Origin of the sequence: Pseudomonas sp. RC10-4-2 (genome assembly GCF_050433085.1) — a bacterium.
Classification (GTDB): Bacteria; Pseudomonadota; Gammaproteobacteria; order Pseudomonadales; family Pseudomonadaceae; genus Pseudomonas; species Pseudomonas aeruginosa.
This window is the reverse complement of sequence record NZ_JBNPXX010000004.1, coordinates 428,588-452,170: the sequence shown is the minus strand read 5'-3', so window position 1 is coordinate 452,170 and position 23,583 is coordinate 428,588. Positions and strand designations below refer to the sequence as shown.

The following is a 23,583-nucleotide window of genomic DNA, read 5'->3' as shown; positions in this document are numbered from 1 at the left end:
AATCGTCCTTAATTCGTGGGAGTCGAAAGTGCTACAGCATACTCCGCCGGATCGCGTTCAACGAGCCTGGCGCAAACCTTCCTCCAGGGCATGGGCCGGCAACGGCCGGCCGATCAGGTAGCCCTGCAGCTCGTCGCAACGCTGGGCCACCAGGAAGTCCCGCTGCTCGATGGTTTCCACGCCTTCGGCGACTACCTTCAGGTCGAGGCTGTGGGCCATGGCGATGATCGCCCGGATGATCGCCGCATCCTCGCTGTTCTGGGTCAGGTCGCGGACGAACGACTGGTCGATCTTCAGGTAGTCCAGCGGCAGGCGCTTCAGGTAGCTGAGCGAGGAATAGCCGGTGCCGAAGTCGTCGACCGACAGCTTCACCCCCATCTCGCGCAACTGGCGGAAGGTCGCCAGGACACTGTCGAGGGCGTCCAGCCACTGGCTTTCGGTCAACTCCAACTCCAGTTGCGCCGCCGGCAGGCCGCTGTCGGCCAGCGCCGAGCGCACTACGTCGAGCAGGTCGCCCTGGCGCAACTGGTGGACCGAGAGGTTCACCGAGACCCGCAGGTTCAGGCCCCGCTGGCTCCACTCGGCGGCCTGCAGGCAGGCCCGGCGCAGGACGAATTCGCCGATCTCGCCGATCAACCCGCACTCCTCGGCGAGGCCGATGAAGGTCGACGGCGGGATCATGCCCTCCTCCGGATGGTGCCAGCGCACCAGCGCCTCGACCGAGTCCGGGCGGGCGCTGGCCAGGCACAGCTTGGGCTGGTAATGCACGTCCAGCTGGCCCTCCTCGACCGCCTTGCGCAACCGGGTTTCCAGGCGCAGGCGTTCGAGGGTGCTGTCCTGCAGGTTGTCGCGGAAGAACTGGAAGGTGTTGCCGCCGAGTTGCTTGGCATGTTGCATCGCCAGGTTCGCCTGGCTCATCAGCACGGAGATTTCCCGCGCCTGCTCGGAAAACAGGCTGATCCCCAGCGAGGCGCCGAGGATCAGCTCGTGGCCGAGCACGCTCACCGGCTGGCGCAACTGGACCAGCAGGCGTTCGGCCAGGCGCGACAGGGCCGCGGCGCCGGTGCCGCCATCGAGGAGGATGGCGAACTCGTCGCCGGCCAGACGCGCCAGGGTGTTGGCTTCCGGCGCGGTGCGCCGCAGGCGCTGGGCCATCTCCCTGAGCAACTGGTCGGCGACCTCGTGGCCGAGGCTGTCGTTGAGCAGCTTGAAGCGGTCCAGGTCGATCAGCAGCAGGGCCAGCCCGCCCTCCTCCTGGCGCGCCCGCTGGGCCGCCTCGTGCAGCCGCTCGCGGAACAACCGGCGGTTGGCCAGGCCGGTCAGTTCGTCGTAGTGCAGCAGGTGACGCAGGCGCTCCTCGACGTCGCGGCGGGCGCTGAGATCGGTGAAGAAACCGACGATGTGGGTCGCCTCGCCATTGCCGTCGCGCAGCAGGTTGAGCTGCAGCCATTGGGGATAGGGATCGCCATTCTTCCGCGTATCCACCAGTTCGCCCTGCCACTGCCCGTGCTGGCGCAGCTCGGCGCGGATCTGCCGGTAGTGGCGCTGGGCCTCGGGGGTATTCACCAGCAGGCTGGCGTTGCGCCCGACCACGTCCTCGCGGCGATAGCCGGTGATGCGACTGAAGGCCTGGTTGACCGCCAGCAGGTTGTAGGCCGGATCGAGGATCACGATGCTCTCGCTGGCCGCCTCGAACACTGTCGCGGCCAGTTGCTGCTGCTCTTCCAGGCGCTTGCGCGCGCTGATGTCGCTGCGCGTGCCGAGCATCCGCGTCACCCGTCCCCGCGGGTCGCGAGCCATGGCCCGGCCACGATCCTCCAGCCAGCGCCAGCCGCCCTCCCGGTCGCGCACGCGGTACTCCACCCGGTACAGCTCGCTGCGCCCCTTGAGATGTTCGGCGAGGGCGCGACGGATACGCGGCAGGTCGCCGGGGTGGATGCTTTCGATCAGCCTGCGATAGTCCTCGGGACCGTCCCCGGCGCTGAAGACCGCCTCGAGATAGGAATGCTGGACCCGGCCGCTCTCCAGGTTCCAGTCCCACAACCCCAGTTCGCTGGCCTCCAGGGCCATGGCCAGGCGCGCCTCGCTCTGGCTGAGCGCCTGGCTGGTCGCGCCAAGCTCCTCGGTGCGCGCCTCCACCCGGCGCTGCAAGGCATCGCGGGCGGCGCGCAGCTCGCGTTCGACCAGGCGTCGCTGGCCGACCTCCTGGGCGAGCTTGCGATTGAGCGCTTCGGCCTCGGCGTTGACGCGCTCCAGGTGCAGGTTCAGCGCCTGGGTCTGGAAGCGTCGCAGCAGCGCGCCCTGCACCAGCCGGTGGATCTGCCCGGCGACCACCAGCAGCGCCACCAGCAGGATCAGGCCGAGCACGCCCCAGCCCTGCAACAGGCTATGCGGCTGCAACAGCAGGAAAACGATGGATGGCAGCAGGCCCGGCAAGGCGAAGGTGAGGAAGGCCGGCAGGCTCACCGCATAGGCGACGCTGGCGGAGAGGATCGCCGCCGCCACCAGGCCGAACACCAGCACCTGCTGGAGGAAGGCATCGGCCGGGACCAGCATGATCACCGCGAACGCCAGGGTCAGGCCCGAGGCGCCGGCGCCGCACAGGAAGGTCCGCCGCCAGTGGCGGCTGGCCTGGCGACGGCTGTCGGCCTGCTGGAAGGCGGCGACCTGCAGCAGGCGCAGGACGGCGAGCAACACCAGCCAGACCAGCCAGCCACCGAGCAGCCAGCTGCTGACCTTGCCCCACACCAGGCAGGCGCTGGTCACGCCGCCGAGCAGCATGAGCAGGGTCGGCGTGCGCGAGCCGAGATAAAGGAGCCGGGTACGCTCGATGGCAATTTCGCGGGCGTAGAGCCGCAGTACATCGGTGCTGCCGCCCGGCAGCGCCAAGGGCTCGACATGGACGGTCATAGGCGCTTGTTCTTGTAGTGGTTTGCCTTGAAGTGGCCGGAGCATAACCGAGCAGGGGCAGGCTGCCCAAGGCCGGGATAGAGCATTTTTCCGCAGCCAGGCCCGACGCTGCGCCGGCCTGCGCCGAATGGCGGCCCGGTTTGCCCGGCTTTTCCCCGCCCCGGTAGAATGCCGCGATGAACGACGACCTCTCCCTCCTGCTGAACTCCCTCAACGACCCGCAGCGCCAGGCCGTGGCCGCGCCGCTGGGCCGCCAACTGGTCCTCGCCGGCGCCGGCTCGGGCAAGACCCGCGTGCTGGTGCACCGGATCGCCTGGCTGATCCAGGTCGAGCACGCCTCGCCCTACAGCATCCTGTCGGTGACCTTCACCAACAAGGCGGCGGCGGAGATGCGCCACCGCATCGAGCAGTTGCTCGGGATCAATCCGGCGGGCATGTGGGTCGGCACCTTCCACGGCCTCGCCCATCGCCTGCTGCGCGCGCACTGGCGCGAGGCCGGGCTGAGCGAGAACTTCCAGATCCTCGACAGCGACGACCAGCAACGCCTGGTCAAGCGGGTGATCCGCGAACTCGGCCTCGACGAGCAGCGCTGGCCGGCGCGCCAGGCCCAGTGGTTCATCAACGGGCAGAAGGACGAGGGCCTGCGGCCGCAACACATTCAGCCCGGCGGCGACCTGTTCCTCGCCACCATGCTGAAGATCTACGAAGCCTACGAGGCGGCCTGCGCCCGCGCCGGGGTGATCGACTTCTCCGAGCTGCTGCTGCGCGCCCTGGACCTCTGGCGCGACCATCCCGGCGTGCTCGAGCACTACCAGCGGCGCTTCCGCCATATCCTGGTGGACGAGTTCCAGGACACCAACGCCGTGCAGTACGCCTGGCTACGGATTCTCGCCAAGGGCGGCGACAGCCTGATGGTGGTCGGCGACGACGACCAGTCGATCTACGGCTGGCGTGGCGCACGGATCGAGAACATCCAGCAGTTCAGCGACGACTTCGCCGATGCCGAGGTGATCCGCCTGGAGCAGAACTACCGTTCCACCGCGTCGATCCTCAAGGCCGCCAACGCCCTGATCGCCAACAATCAGGGACGCCTGGGCAAGGAGTTGTGGACCGACGGCGAGGACGGCGAGTCGCTGAGCCTGTACGCCGCGTTCAACGAGCACGACGAGGCGCGCTACGTGGTCGAGTCGATCGAGAGCGCGCTCAAGGGCGGCCTGGCGCGCAGCGAGATCGCCATCCTCTACCGCTCCAACGCCCAGTCGCGGGTGCTGGAGGAAGCCCTGCTGCGGGAGAAGATTCCCTACCGCATCTACGGCGGCCAGCGCTTCTTCGAGCGTGCCGAGATCAAGAACGCCATGGCCTACCTGCGCCTGCTCGACGGCCGCGGCAACGACGCGGCGCTGGAACGGGTGGTCAACGTGCCGGCACGCGGCATCGGCGAGAAGACCGTGGAGAGCATCCGCGAATTCGCCCGCGGCAACGATGTGTCGATGTGGGAGGCGATCCGCCTGATGATCGCCAACAAGGTCCTGCCCGGCCGCGCCGCCAGCGCCCTGACCGGCTTCGTCGAGCTGATCGAGAATCTTTCGGCGAAGGTCATGGACATGCCGCTGCACCTGATGACCCAGACGGTGATCGAGCAGTCCGGACTGATCAGCTACCACAAGGAAGAAAAAGGCGAGAAAGGCCAGGCCCGGGTGGAGAACCTCGAGGAACTGGTCAGCGCCGCCCGCGCCTTCGAGAACAGCGAGGAAGAGGAAGACCTCACCCCGCTGCAGGCCTTCCTCAGCCACGCCTCCCTGGAGGCCGGGGAAACCCAGGCCGACGCCCACGAGGACAGTGTCCAGCTGATGACCCTGCACAGCGCCAAGGGCCTGGAGTTCCCGCTGGTGTTCCTGGTCGGCATGGAGGAAGGGCTGTTCCCGCACAAGATGAGCCTGGAGGAATCCGGCCGCCTGGAAGAGGAACGCCGCCTGGCCTACGTCGGCGTCACCCGCGCCATGCAGCGACTGGTCCTGACCTACGCGGAGACCCGCCGGCTCTACGGTAGCGAGACCTACAACAAGGTTTCGCGCTTCATCCGCGAGATCCCGCCGGCGCTGATCCAGGAAGTGCGCCTGTCCAATACCGTCAGCCGCCCCTACGGCGGCACTTCGCGCAACGCCGGCGGCAGCCTGTTCAGCGGCGCCGGGGTGCCGGAGACGCCCTTCTCCCTCGGCCAGCGGGTTCGCCACGCGCTGTTCGGCGAAGGGACTATCCTCAACTTCGAAGGCGCCGGCGCCCAGGCCCGGGTGCAGGTGAACTTCGAGAGCGAAGGCAGCAAGTGGCTGATGCTCGGCTACGCCAAGCTGGAAGCCCTGTAGCGGCGCAGCCCGTGGAGAAGGCCCGGAGGAGGACGACATGCTGGCATCCTGGGCCTTCTGGGCACTGCTTTCGGCGCTGTTCGCCGCGCTGACCGCGATCTTCGCCAAGATCGGCCTCGACCGGGTCGATTCGGACTTCGCCACCTTCATCCGCACCCTGGTGATCCTCGTCACCCTCGGCGGCATCCTCGCGGTCCTGGGCAAGTTCCAAGCCCCGGGCAGCATCCCGCCGCGCAGCTGGCTGTTCCTGGTGCTCTCCGGGCTGGCCACCGGTGCCTCCTGGATCTGCTATTTCCGCGCCCTCAAGCTCGGCCCGGCGTCGCTGGTGGCGCCGCTGGACAAGTTCAGCGTGGTGCTGGTGGCACTGCTCGGCGTGGCCTTCCTCGGCGAACGCCTGGACCTGCGCCAATGGCTCGGCGTAGCCCTGGTGACAGCGGGCGTGGTGGTCCTGGCAATCCGCCCATAAGCCCGCTGAATGGCGCTTCGACCTTGGTATAAAGGCGAAAAATCGCGGAAACCCTAGACTGGCGGCCTCTAATAATTCGTCGTCTGAGGTTCGTTCCATGTACCGTGATCGCGTGCGCCTGCCCTCCCTGCTCGACAAGGTGATGAGTGCGGCCGAAGCCGCCGACCTGATCCAGGACGGCATGACCGTCGGCATGAGCGGTTTCACCCGCGCCGGCGAGGCCAAGGCCGTACCCCAGGCGCTGGCCATGCGCGCCAAGGAACGTCCGCTGCGTATCAGCCTGATGACCGGCGCCAGCCTCGGCAACGACCTCGACAAGCAGCTCACCGAGGCCGGCGTGCTCGCCCGGCGCATGCCGTTCCAGGTCGACAGCACCCTGCGCAAGGCGATCAACGCCGGCGAAGTGATGTTCATCGACCAGCACCTCTCGGAAACCGTCGAGCAGTTGCGCAACCACCAGCTGAAGCTGCCGGACATCGCCGTCATCGAAGCCGCCGCGATCACCGAGCAGGGCCACATCGTGCCGACCACCTCGGTGGGCAACTCGGCGAGCTTCGCGATCTTCGCCAAGCAGGTCATCGTCGAGATCAACCTGGCCCACAGCACCAACCTGGAAGGCCTGCACGACATCTATATCCCGACCTACCGGCCGACCCGCACGCCGATCCCGCTGACCCGCGTCGACGACCGCATCGGCAGCACGGCGATCCCGATCCCGCCGGAGAAGATCGTCGCCATCGTCATCAACGACCAGCCGGACTCGCCATCCACCGTGCTGCCGCCGGACGGCGAGACCCAGGCCATCGCCAACCACCTGATCGATTTCTTCAAGCGCGAGGTCGACGCCGGGCGCATGAGCAACAGCCTCGGCCCGCTGCAGGCCGGTATCGGCAGCATCGCCAACGCGGTGATGTGCGGCCTGATCGAGTCGCCGTTCGAGAACCTGACCATGTACTCCGAAGTGCTGCAGGACTCGACCTTCGACCTGATCGACGCCGGCAAGCTGCGCTTCGCCTCGGGCAGCTCGATCACCCTGTCGCCGCGGCGCAACGCCGACGTGTTCGGTAACCTGGAGCGCTACAAGGACAAGCTGGTGCTGCGCCCGCAGGAAATCTCCAACCACCCCGAGGTGGTCCGTCGCCTGGGCATCATCGGCATCAATACGGCGCTGGAGTTCGACATCTACGGCAACGTCAACTCGACCCACGTCGGCGGCACCAAGATGATGAACGGCATCGGCGGCTCCGGCGACTTCGCCCGCAACGCGCACCTGGCGATCTTCGTCACCAAGTCGATCGCCAAGGGCGGCAACATTTCCAGCGTGGTGCCGATGGTCAGCCACGTCGACCACACCGAGCACGACGTCGACATCCTCGTCACCGAGCAGGGCCTCGCCGACCTGCGCGGCCTGGCGCCTCGCGAACGGGCCCGGGTGATCATCGAGAACTGTGTCCACCCGTCCTACCAGGCACCGCTGCTGGACTACTTCGAGGCGGCTTGCGCGAAAGGCGGCCACACGCCGCATCTGTTGCGCGAGGCGCTGGCCTGGCACCTGAACCTGGAAGAACGCGGACACATGCTGGCCGGCTGAGGCTGAACCGTTTCATCCGCAACTATTTCCAGCGCCCGGACGATTAATTCTTCCGGGCGTCTAGACAGGGCAGAAAAAACCACGTAAAAACATATTTCGGCGGCCTTTTCTCTTGCCGCCATCGCAACACGCCGACCCGGCCCTTCCGCTTTTCCTGCTGTAACACTTCGTTGTTTCTTTCGGTAACGCACCATGACGGTGCAGAGCGGTACAGTTACGCACCGAAACAACCCATACAGTTCGGAAACACACCCCGGTGATCCAACGCAATTCTCCGCAACTGTTCCTATTCTTGTTGACCTGTTAGTCAGATCATATTGCTCAGTTAATCACTAGCAACCTGACTACCCACCACAAGTGGGAAGGATCGACACATCATGGAACGTACCCTCGGTTCCAACACTTTCGACATCGCTCGCTCCAACCGCCGCAGCAGCAGCCTGCTGGGCACCATGAAACTGTGGCAGCGCCGCATCCAGAGCCGTCGCCAGCTGGCCCGCCTGGACTCCCGCCTGCTCGCCGACGCCGGCATCAGCGAAGCCCAGCGCTACGCCGAGCTGAACAAGCCGTTCTGGCGCTAAGCGATACTGTAACGTCCCGGTTCGGCCCAGCCTGAACTGTACCGTAGGCCGCTCCTTACCGAGCGGCCTTCACGTATCTGGAAGAAGCCTTTTCCTCCAGCAGTTCACGGTACAGCTCGCTCCAGCGACGCCCCATCTCTTCGGCGGTGAACAGTTGCCGATAGCGGGCCTCCGCGTTCCTGCCCATTTCCTCCGCCTGCTGCGGATGCTCCCAGAGCCAGCGCATCGCTTGGCGAAACGCGGCCGGCTGGCTGGGCGGCACGACCAGGCCGGTCTCGCCATGGATATTGATGTAGCTGGTGCCGGTGCCGATCTCGCTGGAGATCATCGGCTTGCCGTACATCGCGCCCTCCAGCAGGGAGATACCGAACGCCTCGGAACGCAAGTGTGACGGAAAGACCATGGCGTAGCTGAGTTGCAGCAGGGCGACCTTGTCCTCGTCGTCCACCCGCCCGAGGAAGTGCACGTTGCGCAACCCCAGCGCCGCGGCCTGGGCATACAGCTCGGCCTGCAACGGCCCGGCACCGACGATCACCACCGGGTAATCGGTGCCCTGCAACGCATCCAGCAGGATATGCAGGCCCTTGTAGTAGCGCATCACCCCGACGAACAGGAAGAACCGCGGCCCGAGTTTCTCTCGCCAGTGCTCCAGACGCTGTGCCGCAGGCTTCGGGTAGCAGGCCTTGTCCAGGCCGTAGGTGATCACCCGGGTCTTTTCCCGGTACTGGCGGAGCACGTCGCTGGTGCTGAAGTAGTTGGGCGACGCCACCGCGATCCGATCGACGCTATGAAGGAAGCGCCCCATCAGCGGCCGGTACAGTTTCAACAGGACGCGCTGGCGGATGATGTCCGAATGGTAGGTGACCACGCTCGGCTTGTTCATACCGGTGAGGAAATGCACCAGGTCCATGAACGGCCAGGGGAAGTGGTAGTTGACCACGTCCGCCTCCGCCGCCAGCTCGCGGAACTGCTTGAACACGCTCAGGGAAAACCCGGTGGAAGCGAGCTGCAGGTCGAGCCTGGCGCGATGCACCACATGTCCGCCGAAGGGCACGACAGGCGGATGCGGGTCGCTGCTCAGGGTCAGGACGTGGTTGTCGATCCCCCACGACCCGCTGCTCTCGCAAAGCTGGAAGATCACCTGTTCGATCCCGCCTACCGTTTCGCTCAGGTAGGTCTTGTAGAAGTGCAGTACCCGCATTCAGCCCTCCACGGCACGACGATAGGCTGCAGCGGTGAGATTCGCGCAACGCTTCCAGGAAAACTGCTCCGCCCGTCGCAGGCCGGCTTCCCGGCAGCACTCCCAGTAGACGGTATCCTCGGTCATGCGGACCAGCATGTCAGATAGCCCATTGGCATCATCCGGGTCAATATAGCTGCCCGCCTCGCCGGCCACCTCCGGCATTGCGGAGAGTCGCGTGAGCAATACCGGCGTGCCGCTGGCCATGGCTTCCAGCACAGGCAGGCCGAAGCCTTCGTAGATCGAGGGGAAGACCAGCGCCCGAGCGCCCGACATCAACTCGGCGACCCGCTCGTCCGGCAGGTAGCCGAGCAGCCGCACCGTTCCCGAAGCCAGCGCCTGACGCAGTTCGTCGTCGAGCGAGCGACTTTCCCATCCCGGCATGCCGACGATCATCAGCGGAAAACGCTGGCGGACCGCCGCCGGCAGTTGCCCATGGGCGCGCAGGGCCAGCGACAGGTTCTTGCGCGGTTCGAGGGTTCCTACGCAGAGGAAATACCCGCGCGGCACCAGGCCATGCGCGCGCAAGGGCTCGCGCAGGGACTCCCGGTCCCGCGGACGGAACCGCGCGGCATGGCCGAGGGGCGCCACCACGAAGCGCTCGCGCGGCAGGCCGAAATACGCCTGCGCCTCGTCGGCGATCGCCTGCGAGTCGGTCAGGATCAACCGCGCCTTTTCCATCCCGCGCGCCAGCCGGCGTTCTATTTCGCGCAAGCGGGCGGCGGGTTGCGTCGCCGGATAATGCAGGTGGGTCAGGTCGTGCAGGGTCATCAGCATCGGCCCGTCGAAGTCCAGCGGCCAGAGACTGGGCTCATGGTAGAGATCGACCGGCGGCCGACCGCTATCGAAACGCCGCTGCTCCAGCCAGCGTCGTGCCCGGTAGGCTCCGGGCAGGTTGCGCAGCCAGGGCGACAGACGCGAATAGCCGGGCAGCGCCGCCGCCGGCAGGTCGCCGCTCCAGCCCCAGCCATGGAACAGGGAAAACTCTAAGTCCGCGTGCGCCTGCAACGCACCCAGCAACTCGACCAGGTAATGTCCGATGCCGGTCCGCGGCGCCTGGAGAATCCGCGCGTTAACCGCAATCCGCATGTACTGCCTCGCCATGCGCCGGGGCCTTGCCGAGGGCGAGCAGGATCCGCGCGATCAGTTGCCGACTCGCCTCGTGCCAGCCGATCCAGCGCCATTCGCCGACCGGTCGCTCGGCCGGGAACTCGCCCGTGGCTTCGAAGCGGGTGACCAGGTTCGCCAGTGTCTGCGGATCGGCGAGGTCGAAGTAGGCCATGAATTCGCCGCCGATCTCGCGGAACACCGGGATGTCGCTGCCCATCGCCGGCAGGCCGCGCTGCATGGCCTCCACCAGCGGCAGGCCGAAACCTTCCACATAGGACGGGAAGACCAGCGATGCGGCATGGGAGTATGCGTACTCCAGGCTCTTGTCGGAGAGGTCGTTGAACATGAACAGGCGCTTGTTCAGCTCCGGATGCTGCCGCACCCTTTCCACCAGCGCCTCGCACTTCCAGCCGATGCGTCCGGCGATGCACAACCGCGCCTGCGAACCCTGGGCCCAGGCACGCTCGAAGGCATCCAGCAGGTAACCGTGGTTCTTCCGCGGCTCGATGGTGCTGACCATCAGGAATACCGGCGCCTTGGCCTTGAACATGCGCAGCAGATCGGGCTCGACGGAGGCGCCGTCCTCCACCAGGTCCAGCTCCGAACCCAGGTGGAAATAATCGAACCAGCGTTGCGCGACCTTCTCCGGGCCGATGCGCCGCAGCATCTCCGCGCGCACTTCGTCGCGGATGGTCTCGGAAATCGCGACGTAGCCGTCGGCGGTGGCCGCGATCCAGTCGAACCAGTGGTTGAACACCTTGACCAGTCCGGCATCGCAGAATTGCGGATGGGTCAGGGGAATCAGGTCGTAGATCACCGAGACGATGCCCACGCCCTCGCTCTTGAGGCGTTCCGCCAGCGGGAAGAAATCGGCGTGCCAGGAGGAGTCCAGCAAGACCAGTTGGTCGCCGGCCCGATGTTCGAGCGGGGTCGCGCGCACGGGTGCAGGCTGCTGCTTGCCGAGGATGCGGTCGAGCAGGCGCAGCGGAATGCTGAGGAAGGCGAAGGCGAACAGGCGGCAGGCTACATAGAGAAGGCGCCGGGCCCACGGCGAGGAACGGAACGGGCGGCGCTTTTCCAGGGTGCGCTGGCCCAGCCAGAAGTAGTTGGCGGCTCGCTCCACCAGGATGCGCAGGCGTACCAGCGGCGAATGCGGCCGCGGGTCCAGCGGCGCCAGGCTGTGGACCTGATACAGGGTGCCGTCGAGCATTGCCACCGGGATGCACTCCACCGTCTCGTCGGCTTCCGGCAACTCGCGGATGACGTTGCGCACCACCCGCTGAATACCGGAATTGACCTTGGGATGCTCGAACACATAGGTGCATTCGACCAACAGACGCGTCATGGAGTGCTCTCCGCGGAAGTGGGGTCCAGAGCCGCCTCGCCGGAGCGGCTGATATGGGTTTCGGCGCCCAGCCAGGAGCAACCGACGAAGTCTTCCTGGCGGTTGTTGATGACATGGAAGACCAGGCCGTAGTCGCGCCATTCGAAGTTGCGGTCCAGGTGCGAGTCCAGCCGCGACAGGCTCAGTGCCACCGAGTAGTGCCCCTTGCCCAGGCGCATGTCGAAGGCGAAGCGGTAGGTGATGCGCTCGCCGGCCTTCAGGTCGGTGAGCGCCTTGTCCAGGCGGTGGGTATTGATCCCGTACATCGGCTGGCCGAGGCGGTCCTTGATCATGAAGCCGAGGATCAGCCGCTCGATGTCCTGGCGAACCTCGACCTCGACTTCCAGCGTCACCGCCTGGCCTACCTCGACCACCTCCAGCGCGCGCTGCCGCTGGTCGACCATCCGTACGTCGAGGATCGCTGCCTCGCCGGTGCCGGAAATCGTCCGCACCTGGCCGTCGGCGAGCATTTCCTGGCGCACGGTCTGCCCCTCGCGCTCGGCGAGCAGGGCGTTGTAGTAGTCCATCACTTCTTCCGGCCGCCCGCGCATGGCCATCCGTCCCTGCTCCAGGAGGATCGCGGAGTCGCAGATGGACTGGATCGCCGAGCGGTCGTGGGAAACGATCAGCAGGGTGGTGCCGGCCTTGCGGAAACTGCGGATGCGCTCGAAGCTCTTGTGCTGGAAATAGGCATCGCCGACCGACAGGGCCTCGTCGACGATCAGGATGTCCGGCCGCCGGGCAGTCGCCACGCTGAACGCCAGGCGCATCTGCATGCCGCTGGAGTAGGTGCGCACCGGCTGCTCGATGGCCTCGCCGATTTCGGCGAAGGCCTCGATCTCCGGCATCAGCGCCTGGATTTCCTCGACCTGCATGCCCAGCAGTTGCCCGGCCATGAAGACGTTCTGCCGGCCGGTGAAGTCCGGGTGGAAGCCCATGCCCAGCTCGAGCAGCGCGGCGACCCGGCCGGCCACGCGGATCTCGCCGCAGGTCGGCTGGGTGGTGCCGGCGATCATCTTCAGCAGGGTGCTCTTGCCGGCGCCGTTGACCCCGACGATGCCGACCGCTTCGCCCGGCTCGATGGTGAACTCGACCTCGCGCAGGATCCAGTGCAGGTGGTGGCGCGGAGGGCTGAAAGGCACCAGCCATTCGAACAACCGGCTCCAGCGATTGGGATACTGTTTGTAGGCCTTGCCGAGGCCGGATACGCGTATCTGTCCCATCAGAGTTCATCCACCATTTCGCCGACCCGCTGGCGGAACAGACGCAGGCCGAGCGCGCACAGCAGCAGCGCCAGCAGGGTGATCGGCAGCAATGAAGGCCAGTCCGGCCATTGCCCGTGGAGGAACAGCTGCTGGTAGCTGCGCATCAGCGCGGTCATCGGGTTGAGTTCGATCAGCGAGCGGATACCCTCGGGCAGGATGCCGATCGGATAGACGATCGGCGTCAGCCAGAACCAGAACTGCAGGCAGATGCCGAACAGCTGGCCGACGTCGCGGAAGAACACGTTGAGCACCCCGAGGATCATCCCCAGTCCCGCCGCGAACAGCACCTGGATCGCCAGCAGCGGCACCAGCGCGAGCAATGCCGCGCCCGGCAGGCGCCCGCTGAGGGCGAGAAAGCCGAGGAACAAGGCGAGGATGATGGCGAAATTGACCCCGGCGTTGAGCAGTACGATGACCGGCAGGCAGATGCGCGGGAAGCTGATCTTCTTCAGCAGGTTGGCGTTCTCGATGAACATGCTCTGGCTGCGCGAGGTGATTTCCGCGAACAGGCCCCAGGTCAGCAGGCCGGCGCAGAGATAGACGCTGTAGGCCAGGCCGTCGTCGACCCCCGGCAGGCGCGCGCGCATCACCTGGGAGAAGATCACCGTGTAGACGACGATCATCGACAGCGGATTGAGCACCGTCCACAACGCGCCGAACAGCGACCCGCGGTAGCGCGACTGGAACTCGCGCTTGACGCTGCCGAGAACGAAGCCACGATAGCCCCACAAGGAACGAGACAAGCCAAGAAGCATCAGACCACCCTGCCGTACTGGTCCTCGAAGCGGACGATGTCGTCCTCTCCCAGGTATTCGCCGCTCTGCACCTCGATCATCACCAGGTCGATGACCCCCGGGTTTTCCAGGCGATGCCGGTGGCCCGCGGGAATGTAGGTCGACTCGTTGCTGTTGACCAGCCGCGCGCCATCGCCATTGGTGACCCTGGCCATGCCTTGCACCACGATCCAGTGCTCGCTGCGGTGATGGTGCATCTGCAGCGACAAGCGCTCTCCCGGCCTGACCACGATTCGCTTGATCTTGAAGCGCGGCCCCTCCTCGAGGACGGTATAGCTGCCCCAGGGACGGTTGACGGTCCGATGCAGCCGATAGGCCTCGTGCCGCTCGTCCTTCAGCCGCTGCACCACCCTGCGCACCTCCTGGACCCGGTCGGCGCGGGCGATCAGCAGCGCATCGGAAGTATCCACCACGACCAGGTCGTCGACCCCGACCGTGGCGACCAGGCGCCCGTCGCTCTGCACGAAGGTGTTACGGGTGTCGACGAACAGGGTGTCGCCGCTGCCGCGATTGCCCTCTGCGTCCGCGTCGAGCAGCGCGCTCATCGCGCCCCAGGAACCGATATCGCTCCAGTCGAAGGCCGCCGGCACCACGGCGACCCGCGCGGAGCGCTCCATCAGCGCATAGTCGATGGAAATGTCCGGCAGCGCGGCGAAGGCTTCGCCCGCCAGCTCATGCTGGATGCCATCGGCCATCTTCACCGCCGCACTGGCGGCCAGGCAGGCCCTGGCCTGCTCCAGCAGGGCCGGGGCATGCTGCGCCAGCTCGTCGACCAGGGTCGAGGCCGTGAAACAGAACATCCCGGAGTTCCACAGGAAACCGCCACTTTCCACGTAGCGACGGGCGGTTTCCTCATCGGGTTTCTCGACGAAGCGGCGCACCTTGGCCGCCCCCTGCTCGTCCAGCCGGTCGCCCAGCTCGATATAGCCGAAACCGGTTTCCGCTGCGTCCGGCACCACGCCGAAGGTAACCAGGTGCCCGGCGACGGCGAGACGCGCGGCATGCCCTACCGCCTCGCGGAAGGCCTCCTCGTTGCGGATCAGGTGATCCGCCGGCATCACCACCAGTACCGCCGCGTCGCCATGTTCGGCTTGCAGCGCCAGGGCGGCGACGGCAATCGCCGGAGCGGTGTTGCGTCCGGTCGGTTCGAGGATGAAATGTCCCCGATGCCGCCCCAGGCGGGCCGCCTGGAACTGGTCCTTGCTCTGGAAGTAATGCTCGCGGTTGGTCACCGTGACGATTTCGCCATGCCCGGCCAGGAGCCCGGCGGCACGTCGGTAGGTCTTGCCCAGCAGGGTCTGGCCATCGGGCAGGCGCATGAACGGCTTCGGCTGTCCTTCACGCGACACCGGCCAAAGGCGGGTACCGGCGCCGCCGGAAAGCACCACGGGAATCAGCATGGCTTACTCCCGGGAAACGCGTCGCAGGTCCGCCTCGACCATCATCCGGATCAGCTCGTCCAGGCTGGTCCTGGGCTTCCAGCCGAGCACACGCTGGGCCTTGGCCGGATTACCCAGCAGCACGTCGACCTCGGCGGGCCGGAAGAACGCCGGGTCGATCTTGAGGAAGTCGCGGTAGTCCAGGCCCACATGCTCGAAAGCGATCTGGCACATGTCGCGCACGGTGGTAGTGACACCGGTGGCCACCACGTAGTCGTCGGCCTTGTCCTGCTGCAACATCAGCCACATGGCTTCGACGTAGTCCCCGGCAAAGCCCCAGTCGCGCTTGGCGTCGACGTTGCCCAGGCGCAATTCCTGCTGCTTGCCGAGCTTGATGCGGGCCACCGCGTCGGTAACCTTGCGCGTGACGAACTCGATGCCGCGCAGCGGCGACTCGTGGTTGAACAGGATGCCGCTGGAGGCGTGCAGGCCGAAGCTCTCGCGATAGTTGACGGTGATCCAGTGGCCATAGAGCTTGGCCACGCCGTAGGGGCTGCGCGGGTAGAACGGCGTGTTCTCGTCCTGGCGCTCGGCCTGGATCAGGCCGAACATCTCGCTGGTGGAAGCCTGGTAGAAGCGCGTTTCCGGGCTGAACTGGCGGATCGCCTCGAGCAGGTGGGTCACGCCCAGGCCGTCGACGACGCCGGTGGTCACCGGCTGGTTCCAGGAGGCCCCGACGAAGCTCTGTGCCGCCAGGTTGTAGACCTCCTGCGGCTGCGCCTTGATCACCGCGCGCTGCACCGAACAGGCATCGGCCATGTCGCCGTCCTCGTACTGGATATCGCCTTCGATCCCCAGTTCGCGCAGGCGCCAGCGCGTGTCGCTGCTGCGCCGCGCCACCAGGCCGTGGACCCGGTAGCCCTTCTCCAGCAGCAGCTTGGCCAGGTACGCTCCGTCCTGACCGGTGATCCCAGTTACCAGTGCACTTCTTGTCATTCTTCTCGTACCCGTGACTCCCAGTCGGACAGGATCGCCCGCAGGGACTGTTTTATGGTTATTTCAGGCTTCCAGCCCGTGGTGTCGTGCAGTCGCGCATGGCTGCCGCGAACCCGCCGCTGTTCCGCCCGGCGCATCCTGGCAGGGTCCTGAACGATTTCCAGCTCGACCTGGGCGATGTCCGCCAGCAGTTCGATCAGCTCGCGAATCTTCTGCTCCTGCCCGGAACAGACGTTATAGACGGCGCCCGCCTCGCCGTGGGAGAGCAGGCGCAGATAGGCTGACAGCACGTCCTGGACATCGAGGAAATCACGGCTGACGTCGATGTCCCCCACTTCCAGCCGATTGGCCTGCAAGCCCTGCTTCATCCGGGCGATCTGCCGCGCGGCGCTGGCGATCACGAAGCTGTCCTTCTGCCCCGGCCCGATATGGTTGAACGGTCGCGCCACCAGCACCCGCCAGCCTTCGGTGATACCCCACTGCAGGCACAGCGACTCGGCCGCCAGCTTGCTGACCGCATAGGGATTGCGCGGGTGGGGGATGAGTTCCTCGTGGATCGGCAACGCCGCCTCGGCCACCTGGCCGTAGACGTCGCCGGAGCTGATGTACAGGAAGGTACCGGAGAAACCCCGCGCCTTAAGCGCCTGGAGCAGGTTCAGGGTGCCAAGGAGGTTGATCTGCAGGGTCCGCGCAGGATCGCGGAAGGCCTCCGGCACGTAGGTCTGCCCGGCCAGGTGGATGACCGCATCCGGCAGCTCCGGCCAGAGGTCGCCCAGCGAATCCGGCTCCAGCAGGTCGTAACGATGCGGTACGGGAAGGAGCGCCCACGGCGTGTGGGCCGCTGCCAGATAAGCTTGAAGATGCTTGCCTACGAAACCGGAGAGCCCGGTGACGAACAGACGCTGAGTCAAGGAAGCGGGCCTTTTATCTGATGCTACGCTCGGCGACGCTCTTCCTAGGAATACGACGTTCCAGAGGTCATGCCGGATAGCGTGTTGTTCTGATTATCGCGCTCCAATCTGTGCCAAGAATGCGCCGATTTCAACCGCTTATTCGTGACCGGTAGGTTCTCATTCGAACGGCATGACGTTTTCTCCGTCAGCCTTCACGTTTTTGCGAAAGGTATGTTTAGAATGCCTCTCGATTTCGTGCTTGACTGCCTCCTGTTCTGTTGATCGAACAGGTCGCGGTCGCGATAACAGAACAAGAACACGATGGGTCGACCAGTCCGCCGGGAAGGCTTCCGGACAACGAAGCAGCGCCTGGCCTCGCTCATCACCACCAAGCTGTCGAACGGGCAGTTTCATCACGAGATGCCATGAATTTCATCCTTTACTCGGATATCAACGAGCGCTCGATCGGCCACAACCTCGGTCGCCCCGAATACAGCTACTACTTCGTCCTCAAGGCCTACCGGCCAATCCTCGAATCGCTGGGACAGGTCCACCTGGTACAGAGCACGGACGAAGTCGACCCGCTCTACCGGCAACTGCATGAACAGGGCGAAGACTGCCTGTTCCTCTCCTTCACCCCGCCGCACAAGGCGGCGCGGGGCCTGCAATGCCCGATGCTGTGCGTGGTCGCCTGGGAGTTCGAGTCGATTCCCGACGTGGCGTGGGACGGCGATCCGGCGCAGGACTGGAGCCAGGTCCTGGCCGGCCATGGCGCAGCCATCACCCTCTCCGAGCAGACTGCCCGCGCGGTTCGCCGGGTGCTGGGCGAAGACTTTCCGGTACTGGCGCTGCCGACGCCGATCTGGGAGGACTTCGCCGCGATCCGCCAGCAAGGCGAACGGAATCCGGTCAAGTCCGGCGAGACCCTGCAACTCAAGGGCTGCGTCATCGACAGCCGCCTGCTGGGCCTTTCCGCCGACGGCCTCATCGCACCGATCAGGGAAGAGACCGAGGACGAGATCCTCGAGGTCCTCCCCGAGACGCCCGCCGAGCCCGAACCGGTCCCTGAGCCAGAACCAGAGCCAGAGCCGGTTCCTCTCGACTGGAGGCGCCGACTGGTCATCAGCAAGCACTACCTGCTGCTGTGGTACCGGGAAGCCGTCAGCGACCTGGTACCCATACCGGTACGCCGCTGGCTGTTCCGTCACCTGCGCCGGCCGCTGCCGCCCCCGCCAACGGCGCTGGAAACGCTGCCGGAGCCATTGCCCCAGGCCATCGAGCCGATGCCGCCCGCCGAGCCCGAGCATCCGCCGGCGCTGTTGCCGGCCGTCGACCAGCACCAGCAGGTCGTCGTGGACGGGGTGGTCTACGTCTCGGTGTTCAATCCGCTGGACGGGCGCAAGAACTGGCATCACCTGATCACCGCCTTCTGCTGGGCATTCCGCGACACCAGCGATGCCACGCTGGTGCTGAAGATGACCCAGAGCGACCTGACGACCTACCACGTCGAACTGCTCACCCTGCTTTCCCAACTGTCGCCATTCGCCTGCCGGGTCATCGCCCTGCACGGCTATCTCGATGCCGCGGAGTACGCCCGCCTGTACGGAGCCGCCAGCTACTACGTGAACGCCTCGCGCTGCGAGGGCCTGTGCCTGCCGCTGATGGAATTCATGTCCTGCGGCACCCCGGCGATCGCTCCGGACCATTCGGCGATGGCCGACTACATGGACGCCCAGGTGGGCTTCGTGGTCCGCTCCAGCCAGGAGCCCGCGGCCTGGCCGCAGGATTCGCGCCGGTTGTACAGCACCCGGCGCTACCGGCCGAGCTGGGAGTCCCTGAAGGAGGCCTACCTGGAGAGCTACCGGGTAGCCCGGGAACAGCCGGAGCGCTATCGGCAACTGTCCGCCGCGGCCAACCAACGCATGCGCGGCTACTGCGCCGGCGACGTGGTCCGCCAGCGCCTGGAACCCTTCCTTTCCGCCCGCAAGGCAACCCCTGCGCCCGGCGTCGAACTGGCGGCCACCGCCACAGGCAACGTTCCATGCTGATCATCATCCACTCCGAGACCAACAAGACCACCATCCGGCAGAACCTCGGGCGCCCGGAGTACAGCTATTACTTCGTCCTCAAGGAATTCCGTCCGCTGCTGGAAGAGATCGGCCAGGTGGTCGAAGTCAGCGATCCCGACGAACTGGTGGACCGCCTCTACCACGACTGCCGCAAGCGCGGCGAACCCTGCGTCTTCCTCTCCTTCTCGCCGCCCCATCGCACGCCGATCCACCATGCCTGCCCGACCATCCCGGTGTTCGCCTGGGAGTTCAGCACCCTGCCCAGCGAAACCTGGCACGGCGAACCGCGCCACGACTGGCGACATGTGCTGCGCCACAGCGGACGGGCCATCACCCACTCCAGCTTCACGGTCGACGTGGTGCGCGCCGCCATGGGTCGCGACTACCCGGTACTGAGCGTGCCGGCGCCGGTCTGGGATCGCTTCGCCAACCGCGCCTCGCAGCAGGCAGGCCGTCCCGAAGCCCGGGATGTGCGCCTGCGCCTGGACGGCCTGCTGGTGGACAGCCGCCACCTGGACCTGGCCGTCCATGCCGACCCCGAGCCGTCGGCGGAGGTCCTGGCCCTGCCGGACCGCGCGGCGAAACAGGTCGAGCTGAGCCTCGACGGGGTCATCTACACCTCGGTGTTCAACCCCTACGACGGGCGCAAGAACTGGCAGGACATGATCAGCGCGTTCTGCGCCACCTTCCGCGACGAGCCCGACGCCACCCTGGTGCTGAAACTGACCCACCACAACGTCGGCGAAGCGCTGGCCGACATGCTTCACCACCTGTACAAGAACCAGTCCTACCGCTGCCGCATCGTGCTGATCCACGGCTACCTCGCCGACCCGGACTACGAGCGGCTGGTCGAGGCCACCAGCTACGTGGTGAACACCTCCTACGGCGAAGGCCAATGCCTGCCGCTGATGGAATTCATGTCCAGCGGCAAGCCGGCCGTGGCTCCGCGCAATACCGCGATGATCGACTACATCGACGCCGACAACGCCTTCATCGTCGACTCCTCGGAAGAAGCCACCGCCTGGCCCCACGACCCGCGCGCGGCCTACCGCACGCTGCGCTACATCACCGACTGGGAGTCGCTGTGCCGGGCCTACCGGGCCAGTTTCGAGGTCGCTCGCCAGGAGCCGGAGCGCTACGCACGCATGTCCGCGCATGCCAGCGCCAGCCTCGAACGCTTCTGCAGCCGCAAGCTGGCCGTGGAGCGCCTGCGCCGCTTCCTCGACGAAGCGGCACAAGGCGACCCCGCCGCCTTGCAAAGCATCCCGGCATGATCCGCGCCCTGCTCCAACGCTGGCGTTCCCGTCCCGCTGCGGCGAGCGAACCGGTGTCGCCACGCATGTGCGGTCTGCGCGATGCGGTGCTGGATGGCTGGTTCCGCAGCGAAACCGGCGAACTGCTCGCCGGCTTCGCCATCGGCGCCCAGGACACCCTGCTCGATCTCGGCTGCGGCGAAGGCGTCGCCACCCTCTTCGCCGCCCGCCAGGGCGCTTCGGTGATCTTCACCGACAGCGAGGAGGACAAGGTGCGGAGCCTGGCGCAGCAGGTCGAGGCGGTGGCCCGGCGGCCCTTCACCGGCCTGGTCAGCGACAGCGATCCGCTGCCGCTGCGCGATGCCTGCGCCGACAAGCTGGTGTGCATGGAAGTGCTCGAACACGTGGCCAACCCAGCGCGGGTGATGGACGAACTCGTGCGTCTCGGCCGCCCTGGCGCGCAGTACCTGCTGAGCGTGCCGGACCCGGTCGGCGAACACCTGCAGCAGGGCATCGCCCCGGCCGACTACTTCCGGGCGCCCAACCACATCCACATCTTTTCCCGCGACGACTTCGCGCGCCTGGTGCAGGACGCCGGGCTGGTCATCGAGCACCGCCAGGCCAGCGGCTTCTTCTGGGTGATGGGCATGATCTTCTTCTGGGCCAGCGAACGGGCCGCCGGCCGTGAGCTCGGCGGCGCCGTCCGCGACCGTATCCAGCCGCCCTACCCGGCGCTGATGGAAGACTGGGCACGGCTCTGGGAAAACCTCCTGGCCCGTCCCGACGGCCTGGAGATCAAGCACCTGCTCGACCACTTCATGCCCAAGAGCCAGGTGATCATCGCGCGCAAGCCGCTCGACCGCGGATCGTCGCGGACATGAGCGGCAAACGCATCCTCGACATCGAACTGTTGCGCGGGCTGGCCGTGCTCGGCGTGGTATTCCACCATCTGCACGGCAACCTGTTCAGCGGCTCCCCGGCACTGCTGGACGGCATCAACCAGCGCGTCCAGTTCTGGTGGGGCGTGGACCTGTTCTTCGCCATCTCCGGCTTCGTCATCGCCCGCACCCTCATCCCGCAACTGCGCGAGGCGCCCACACGCCAGGCATTCTGGGAACAGGCGCGGTACTTCTGGATCCGCCGCGCCTTCCGCCTGCTGCCCTCGGCCTGGCTGTGGCTGGCGCTGATCCTGGCCTGTTGCCTGCTGCTGAACCGCTCCGGAGCCTTCGGCAGCCTGTCGGCCAACCTCGCGGCAAGCCTCGCCGGTTTCCTCCAGGTCGCCAACTTCCGCTTCGCCGACAGTTTCTACCGCTACGAATACGGTGCCAGCTTCGTCTACTGGAGCCTTTCCCTGGAGGAACAGTTCTACCTCCTGCTGCCGCTGCTGATCCTCTGCCTGCGTCGCTACCTGGGCTGGGCCCTCCTGGCGCTGGTGCTGGTCCAGTTCTTCAGCCTGCGCACGCCGCTGCTGATGGTATTGCGCACTGACGCCCTAGCCATCGGCGTACTGCTCGCCCTCGCCTCCCTGCAGCCTGGCTATGCCCGCTGGAACCCGACCCTGCTGGGCCGCGCCTGGAGCGGGCCGTTGCTGCTGGCCGCCGTGGCCGCGGCCCTGGGCGTGCTGGCCAGCGAAGCGTACAGCCTGGTCGCCGTGCGGATCGGCGCCATCGCGCTATTGTGCGGACTGCTGGTGTGGATAGCCTCCTACGACCGCGACTACCTGCTCTCCAACGGGCCGCTGAAGCGCTTGCTGGTCTGGGTCGGCGCGCGCTCCTATGCGATCTACCTGATCCACATCCCGGCGTTCTATCTCAGTCGCGAACTCTGCTTCCGCCTGGGCTGGGACGCCGGCGAGCGGCCCCTGTCGCTGCTCGGCACCAGCCTGGTCCTGATCGTCGTACTCAGCGAGCTCAACTACCGCTTCGTCGAGAGCCCCTGCCGCGACCTGGGCTCCCGCCTGGTCAAGCGCCTGAGCGCCGCCCGCCGCGTCGCCACCACTTCCGGAGCCACCTCATGCTGAACTTCCTCAAGAAGATCGTCTCGCCGCCCAGCCCCGCCACCGAGCCCGTCGCCGCGCCACCCGCCCCCGCGCCGGTCGACCCGTACATGCTCGGGTTGCGCGACGCGGTGCTCAGCGGCTGGTTCAACCAGGAGACCGACGAGCTGTTCAGCGGCTTTCCGATTTCCGCCGAGGACACCGTGCTCGACGTGGGGTGCGGCGACGGCGGCAACGTTCATTTCTGCGCCATGCGCGGCGCTCGCATCATCATCGCCGACATCGACGCGGAAAAGATCGCCAGGACCCGCGAGCGCCTGGCCGATACCCCGGCCCGCGAACTGGAATGCCTGGTCAGCGACTGCGACCCGTTGCCCCTGGCTGACGCCACGGCCACCCGGGTGGTCTCCACCGAGGTCATCGAGCACGTCGACGATCCGCGGCAGTTCCTCGCCGAGCTGGTGCGGGTCGGCCAGCCCGGCGCACTCTATCTGCTCAGCGTGCCGCATCCCACGTCGGAAGACCTGCAGAAAGACTTCGCCGCCGACGAATACTTCCGCAAACCCAACCACATCCGCGTGCTCGGCGAGGAGCAGTTCGCCGCACTGGTGCGCGAAGCCGGGCTGGAAATCCTCAGCCACAGCCGCTACGGCTTCTACTGGTCACTGTGGATGCTGCTGTTCTGGGAGGCCAAGGTCGATTTCGGCAATCCCGACCATCCCCTCCTCGAACACTGGGCCAGGACCTGGCAGGCGCTGCTCGACTCGCCGCGCGGCCCGGCCATCAAGCAGGCCCTGGACGCCGTGGTCGCCAAGAGCCAGGTGATCATCGCGCGCAAGCCCGCCCAGGCGTAGAACCACCGGAACAGTTCCGCTACAGCCGGGCGGAACAGTTGCCGGGGCCACCGAACTGTTCCGTCCAACTCCCGCGTGGTTGCCCCTGAGCAAGCCAGCGGTCCCGGCGCATCATGAGGTTCCACACCCCGCCCCCATCCCCGGGATGGGAAGGAACGCACGATGAGGACATCCCCGCACCCGCACGCCGGGAGTTCCAGCGGTCTCCCGGCCGCCCATCCACATCTCGCCGCCCTGCTGGAAAAATTGAATTCCTGGCGACAAAACGCTCGATCGCGCAAGCATCTTGCGCAAATGTCCGAACACGACCTCGCCGACCTGGCAATCAGCCCGAGCGAACGCTACGTAGAGATTTCGAAACCTTTCTGGCGCTGAGCCGCTGGTGACGTGGCGCACAGTTGGTTAGTCTCAGCGTTGACACGGCCGCGCGGATGCGGCC

19 protein-coding genes are annotated in these 23,583 nt (G+C 66.4%); 10 read left to right on the top strand and 9 right to left on the bottom strand.

Going from position 1 to position 23,583, the window contains the following annotated elements; genetic code table 11:
- Positions 1-57 precede the first annotated feature (57 nt).
- Positions 58-2,910: a putative bifunctional diguanylate cyclase/phosphodiesterase gene (locus FHW81_RS20890; protein ID WP_019372309.1), complete on the bottom strand. Its 2,853-nt coding sequence runs from the start codon at positions 2,908-2,910 to the stop codon at positions 58-60.
- 176 nt (positions 2,911-3,086) lie between these two features.
- Here FHW81_RS20890 and uvrD point away from each other — a divergent pair, with 176 nt between their 5' ends.
- The 4 genes from uvrD (at position 3,087) to FHW81_RS20870 (ending at position 7,911) form a co-directional block, all read left to right on the top strand.
- A complete protein-coding gene (gene uvrD, locus FHW81_RS20885) occupies positions 3,087-5,273 on the top strand; it encodes a DNA helicase II (RefSeq protein WP_003117615.1) in 2,187 nt (728 codons plus the stop codon).
- Positions 5,274-5,310: 37 nt separating this feature from the next.
- Complete coding sequence (locus FHW81_RS20880) at positions 5,311-5,739, top strand: EamA family transporter (protein WP_003096873.1); 429 nt, start codon at positions 5,311-5,313, stop codon at positions 5,737-5,739.
- 97 nt (positions 5,740-5,836) lie between these two features.
- A complete protein-coding gene (locus FHW81_RS20875; RefSeq protein ID WP_003096875.1) occupies positions 5,837-7,330 on the top strand; it encodes an acetyl-CoA hydrolase/transferase family protein in 1,494 nt (497 codons plus the stop codon).
- A gap of 377 nt (positions 7,331-7,707) precedes the next feature.
- Positions 7,708-7,911, top strand: coding sequence for a DUF1127 domain-containing protein (locus FHW81_RS20870; protein ID WP_003096877.1), 204 nt, complete (start codon positions 7,708-7,710; stop codon positions 7,909-7,911).
- Positions 7,912-7,966: 55 nt separating this feature from the next.
- On the opposite strand, the gene wbpZ is transcribed toward FHW81_RS20870, so the two are convergent.
- Genes wbpZ through rmd form a run of 8 tightly spaced genes read right to left on the bottom strand, consistent with a single transcriptional unit; the run spans position 7,967 to position 16,990 of the window.
- Positions 7,967-9,112, bottom strand: a complete 1,146-nt coding sequence (wbpZ, locus tag FHW81_RS20865; protein WP_010792440.1) for a D-rhamnosyltransferase WbpZ — start codon at positions 9,110-9,112, stop codon at positions 7,967-7,969.
- Entirely contained in the window at positions 9,113-10,240 is a 1,128-nt protein-coding gene (locus tag FHW81_RS20860; RefSeq protein ID WP_003122346.1) for a glycosyltransferase family 4 protein, read from the bottom strand. It lies immediately after the preceding gene.
- The gene (locus FHW81_RS20855) at positions 10,224-11,606 is read right to left on the bottom strand and encodes a glycosyltransferase family 4 protein (protein WP_003096882.1); all 1,383 of its coding nucleotides are present in this window, start codon (positions 11,604-11,606) and stop codon (positions 10,224-10,226) included. The genes FHW81_RS20860 and FHW81_RS20855 overlap by 17 nt, the downstream gene beginning before the upstream one ends.
- Positions 11,603-12,868: an ABC transporter ATP-binding protein gene (locus FHW81_RS20850; protein ID WP_003142110.1), complete on the bottom strand. Its 1,266-nt coding sequence runs from the start codon at positions 12,866-12,868 to the stop codon at positions 11,603-11,605. Before FHW81_RS20850 ends, FHW81_RS20855 begins: the two co-directional genes overlap by 4 nt.
- Entirely contained in the window at positions 12,868-13,665 is a 798-nt protein-coding gene (locus FHW81_RS20845; RefSeq protein WP_003096887.1) for an ABC transporter permease, read from the bottom strand. Before FHW81_RS20845 ends, FHW81_RS20850 begins: the two co-directional genes overlap by 1 nt.
- A complete protein-coding gene (locus tag FHW81_RS20840; protein ID WP_003096889.1) occupies positions 13,665-15,104 on the bottom strand; it encodes a mannose-1-phosphate guanylyltransferase/mannose-6-phosphate isomerase in 1,440 nt (479 codons plus the stop codon). The genes FHW81_RS20845 and FHW81_RS20840 overlap by 1 nt, the downstream gene beginning before the upstream one ends.
- Before the next feature lie 3 nt (positions 15,105-15,107).
- The gene (gene gmd, locus FHW81_RS20835; protein ID WP_003096890.1) at positions 15,108-16,079 is read right to left on the bottom strand and encodes a GDP-mannose 4,6-dehydratase; all 972 of its coding nucleotides are present in this window, start codon (positions 16,077-16,079) and stop codon (positions 15,108-15,110) included.
- Positions 16,076-16,990 carry a GDP-6-deoxy-D-mannose reductase gene (rmd, locus tag FHW81_RS20830; RefSeq protein ID WP_003114107.1) on the bottom strand — a complete coding sequence of 305 codons (915 nt, stop codon included), beginning with the start codon at positions 16,988-16,990 and terminating at the stop codon, positions 16,076-16,078. Before rmd ends, gmd begins: the two co-directional genes overlap by 4 nt.
- A gap of 407 nt (positions 16,991-17,397) precedes the next feature.
- Between rmd and FHW81_RS20825 the strand changes: the two genes are divergently transcribed.
- The 6 genes from FHW81_RS20825 to FHW81_RS20800 all read left to right on the top strand — a co-directional run bounded on the left by FHW81_RS20825 (position 17,398) and on the right by FHW81_RS20800 (position 23,519).
- The gene (locus FHW81_RS20825; RefSeq protein WP_023122431.1) at positions 17,398-19,020 is read left to right on the top strand and encodes a glycosyltransferase; all 1,623 of its coding nucleotides are present in this window, start codon (positions 17,398-17,400) and stop codon (positions 19,018-19,020) included.
- Entirely contained in the window at positions 19,014-20,315 is a 1,302-nt protein-coding gene (locus FHW81_RS20820) for a glycosyltransferase (RefSeq protein WP_023122432.1), read from the top strand. Before FHW81_RS20825 ends, FHW81_RS20820 begins: the two co-directional genes overlap by 7 nt.
- The gene (locus FHW81_RS20815) at positions 20,312-21,175 is read left to right on the top strand and encodes a class I SAM-dependent methyltransferase (protein WP_023084802.1); all 864 of its coding nucleotides are present in this window, start codon (positions 20,312-20,314) and stop codon (positions 21,173-21,175) included. Before FHW81_RS20820 ends, FHW81_RS20815 begins: the two co-directional genes overlap by 4 nt.
- On the top strand, positions 21,172-22,314 hold the full coding sequence (locus tag FHW81_RS20810; RefSeq protein WP_003114111.1) for an acyltransferase family protein: 1,143 nt from the start codon (positions 21,172-21,174) through the stop codon (positions 22,312-22,314). The genes FHW81_RS20815 and FHW81_RS20810 overlap by 4 nt, the downstream gene beginning before the upstream one ends.
- Positions 22,308-23,144, top strand: coding sequence for a class I SAM-dependent methyltransferase (locus FHW81_RS20805; RefSeq protein ID WP_003096902.1), 837 nt, complete (start codon positions 22,308-22,310; stop codon positions 23,142-23,144). Before FHW81_RS20810 ends, FHW81_RS20805 begins: the two co-directional genes overlap by 7 nt.
- 162 nt (positions 23,145-23,306) lie before the next feature.
- Positions 23,307-23,519, top strand: a complete 213-nt coding sequence (locus FHW81_RS20800) for a DUF1127 domain-containing protein (protein ID WP_003096905.1) — start codon at positions 23,307-23,309, stop codon at positions 23,517-23,519.
- The last annotated feature ends 64 nt before the right edge of the window (positions 23,520-23,583 follow it).

Bases quoted from the DNA above. Each gene is read 5' to 3' on its own strand.
- FHW81_RS20845 (WP_003096887.1), bottom strand. From the start codon at position 13,665: ATGCTTCTTGGCTTGTCTCGTTCCTTGTGGGGCTATCGTGGCTTCGTT.
- uvrD (WP_003117615.1), top strand. From the start codon at position 3,087: ATGAACGACGACCTCTCCCTCCTGCTGAACTCCCTCAACGACCCGCAG.
- FHW81_RS20860 (WP_003122346.1), bottom strand. From the start codon at position 10,240: ATGCGGATTGCGGTTAACGCGCGGATTCTCCAGGCGCCGCGGACCGGC.
- wbpZ (WP_010792440.1), bottom strand. From the start codon at position 9,112: ATGCGGGTACTGCACTTCTACAAGACCTACCTGAGCGAAACGGTAGGC.
- FHW81_RS20810 (WP_003114111.1), top strand. From the start codon at position 21,172: ATGAGCGGCAAACGCATCCTCGACATCGAACTGTTGCGCGGGCTGGCC.
- FHW81_RS20840 (WP_003096889.1), bottom strand. From the start codon at position 15,104: ATGCTGATTCCCGTGGTGCTTTCCGGCGGCGCCGGTACCCGCCTTTGG.
- FHW81_RS20820 (WP_023122432.1), top strand. From the start codon at position 19,014: ATGCTGATCATCATCCACTCCGAGACCAACAAGACCACCATCCGGCAG.
- FHW81_RS20855 (WP_003096882.1), bottom strand. From the start codon at position 11,606: ATGACGCGTCTGTTGGTCGAATGCACCTATGTGTTCGAGCATCCCAAG.
- FHW81_RS20875 (WP_003096875.1), top strand. From the start codon at position 5,837: ATGTACCGTGATCGCGTGCGCCTGCCCTCCCTGCTCGACAAGGTGATG.
- FHW81_RS20805 (WP_003096902.1), top strand. From the start codon at position 22,308: ATGCTGAACTTCCTCAAGAAGATCGTCTCGCCGCCCAGCCCCGCCACC.
- FHW81_RS20870 (WP_003096877.1), top strand. From the start codon at position 7,708: ATGGAACGTACCCTCGGTTCCAACACTTTCGACATCGCTCGCTCCAAC.
- gmd (WP_003096890.1), bottom strand. From the start codon at position 16,079: ATGACAAGAAGTGCACTGGTAACTGGGATCACCGGTCAGGACGGAGCG.
- FHW81_RS20800 (WP_003096905.1), top strand. From the start codon at position 23,307: ATGAGGACATCCCCGCACCCGCACGCCGGGAGTTCCAGCGGTCTCCCG.
- FHW81_RS20880 (WP_003096873.1), top strand. From the start codon at position 5,311: ATGCTGGCATCCTGGGCCTTCTGGGCACTGCTTTCGGCGCTGTTCGCC.
- FHW81_RS20850 (WP_003142110.1), bottom strand. From the start codon at position 12,868: ATGGGACAGATACGCGTATCCGGCCTCGGCAAGGCCTACAAACAGTAT.
- FHW81_RS20815 (WP_023084802.1), top strand. From the start codon at position 20,312: ATGATCCGCGCCCTGCTCCAACGCTGGCGTTCCCGTCCCGCTGCGGCG.
- FHW81_RS20890 (WP_019372309.1), bottom strand. From the start codon at position 2,910: ATGACCGTCCATGTCGAGCCCTTGGCGCTGCCGGGCGGCAGCACCGAT.
- FHW81_RS20825 (WP_023122431.1), top strand. From the start codon at position 17,398: ATGAATTTCATCCTTTACTCGGATATCAACGAGCGCTCGATCGGCCAC.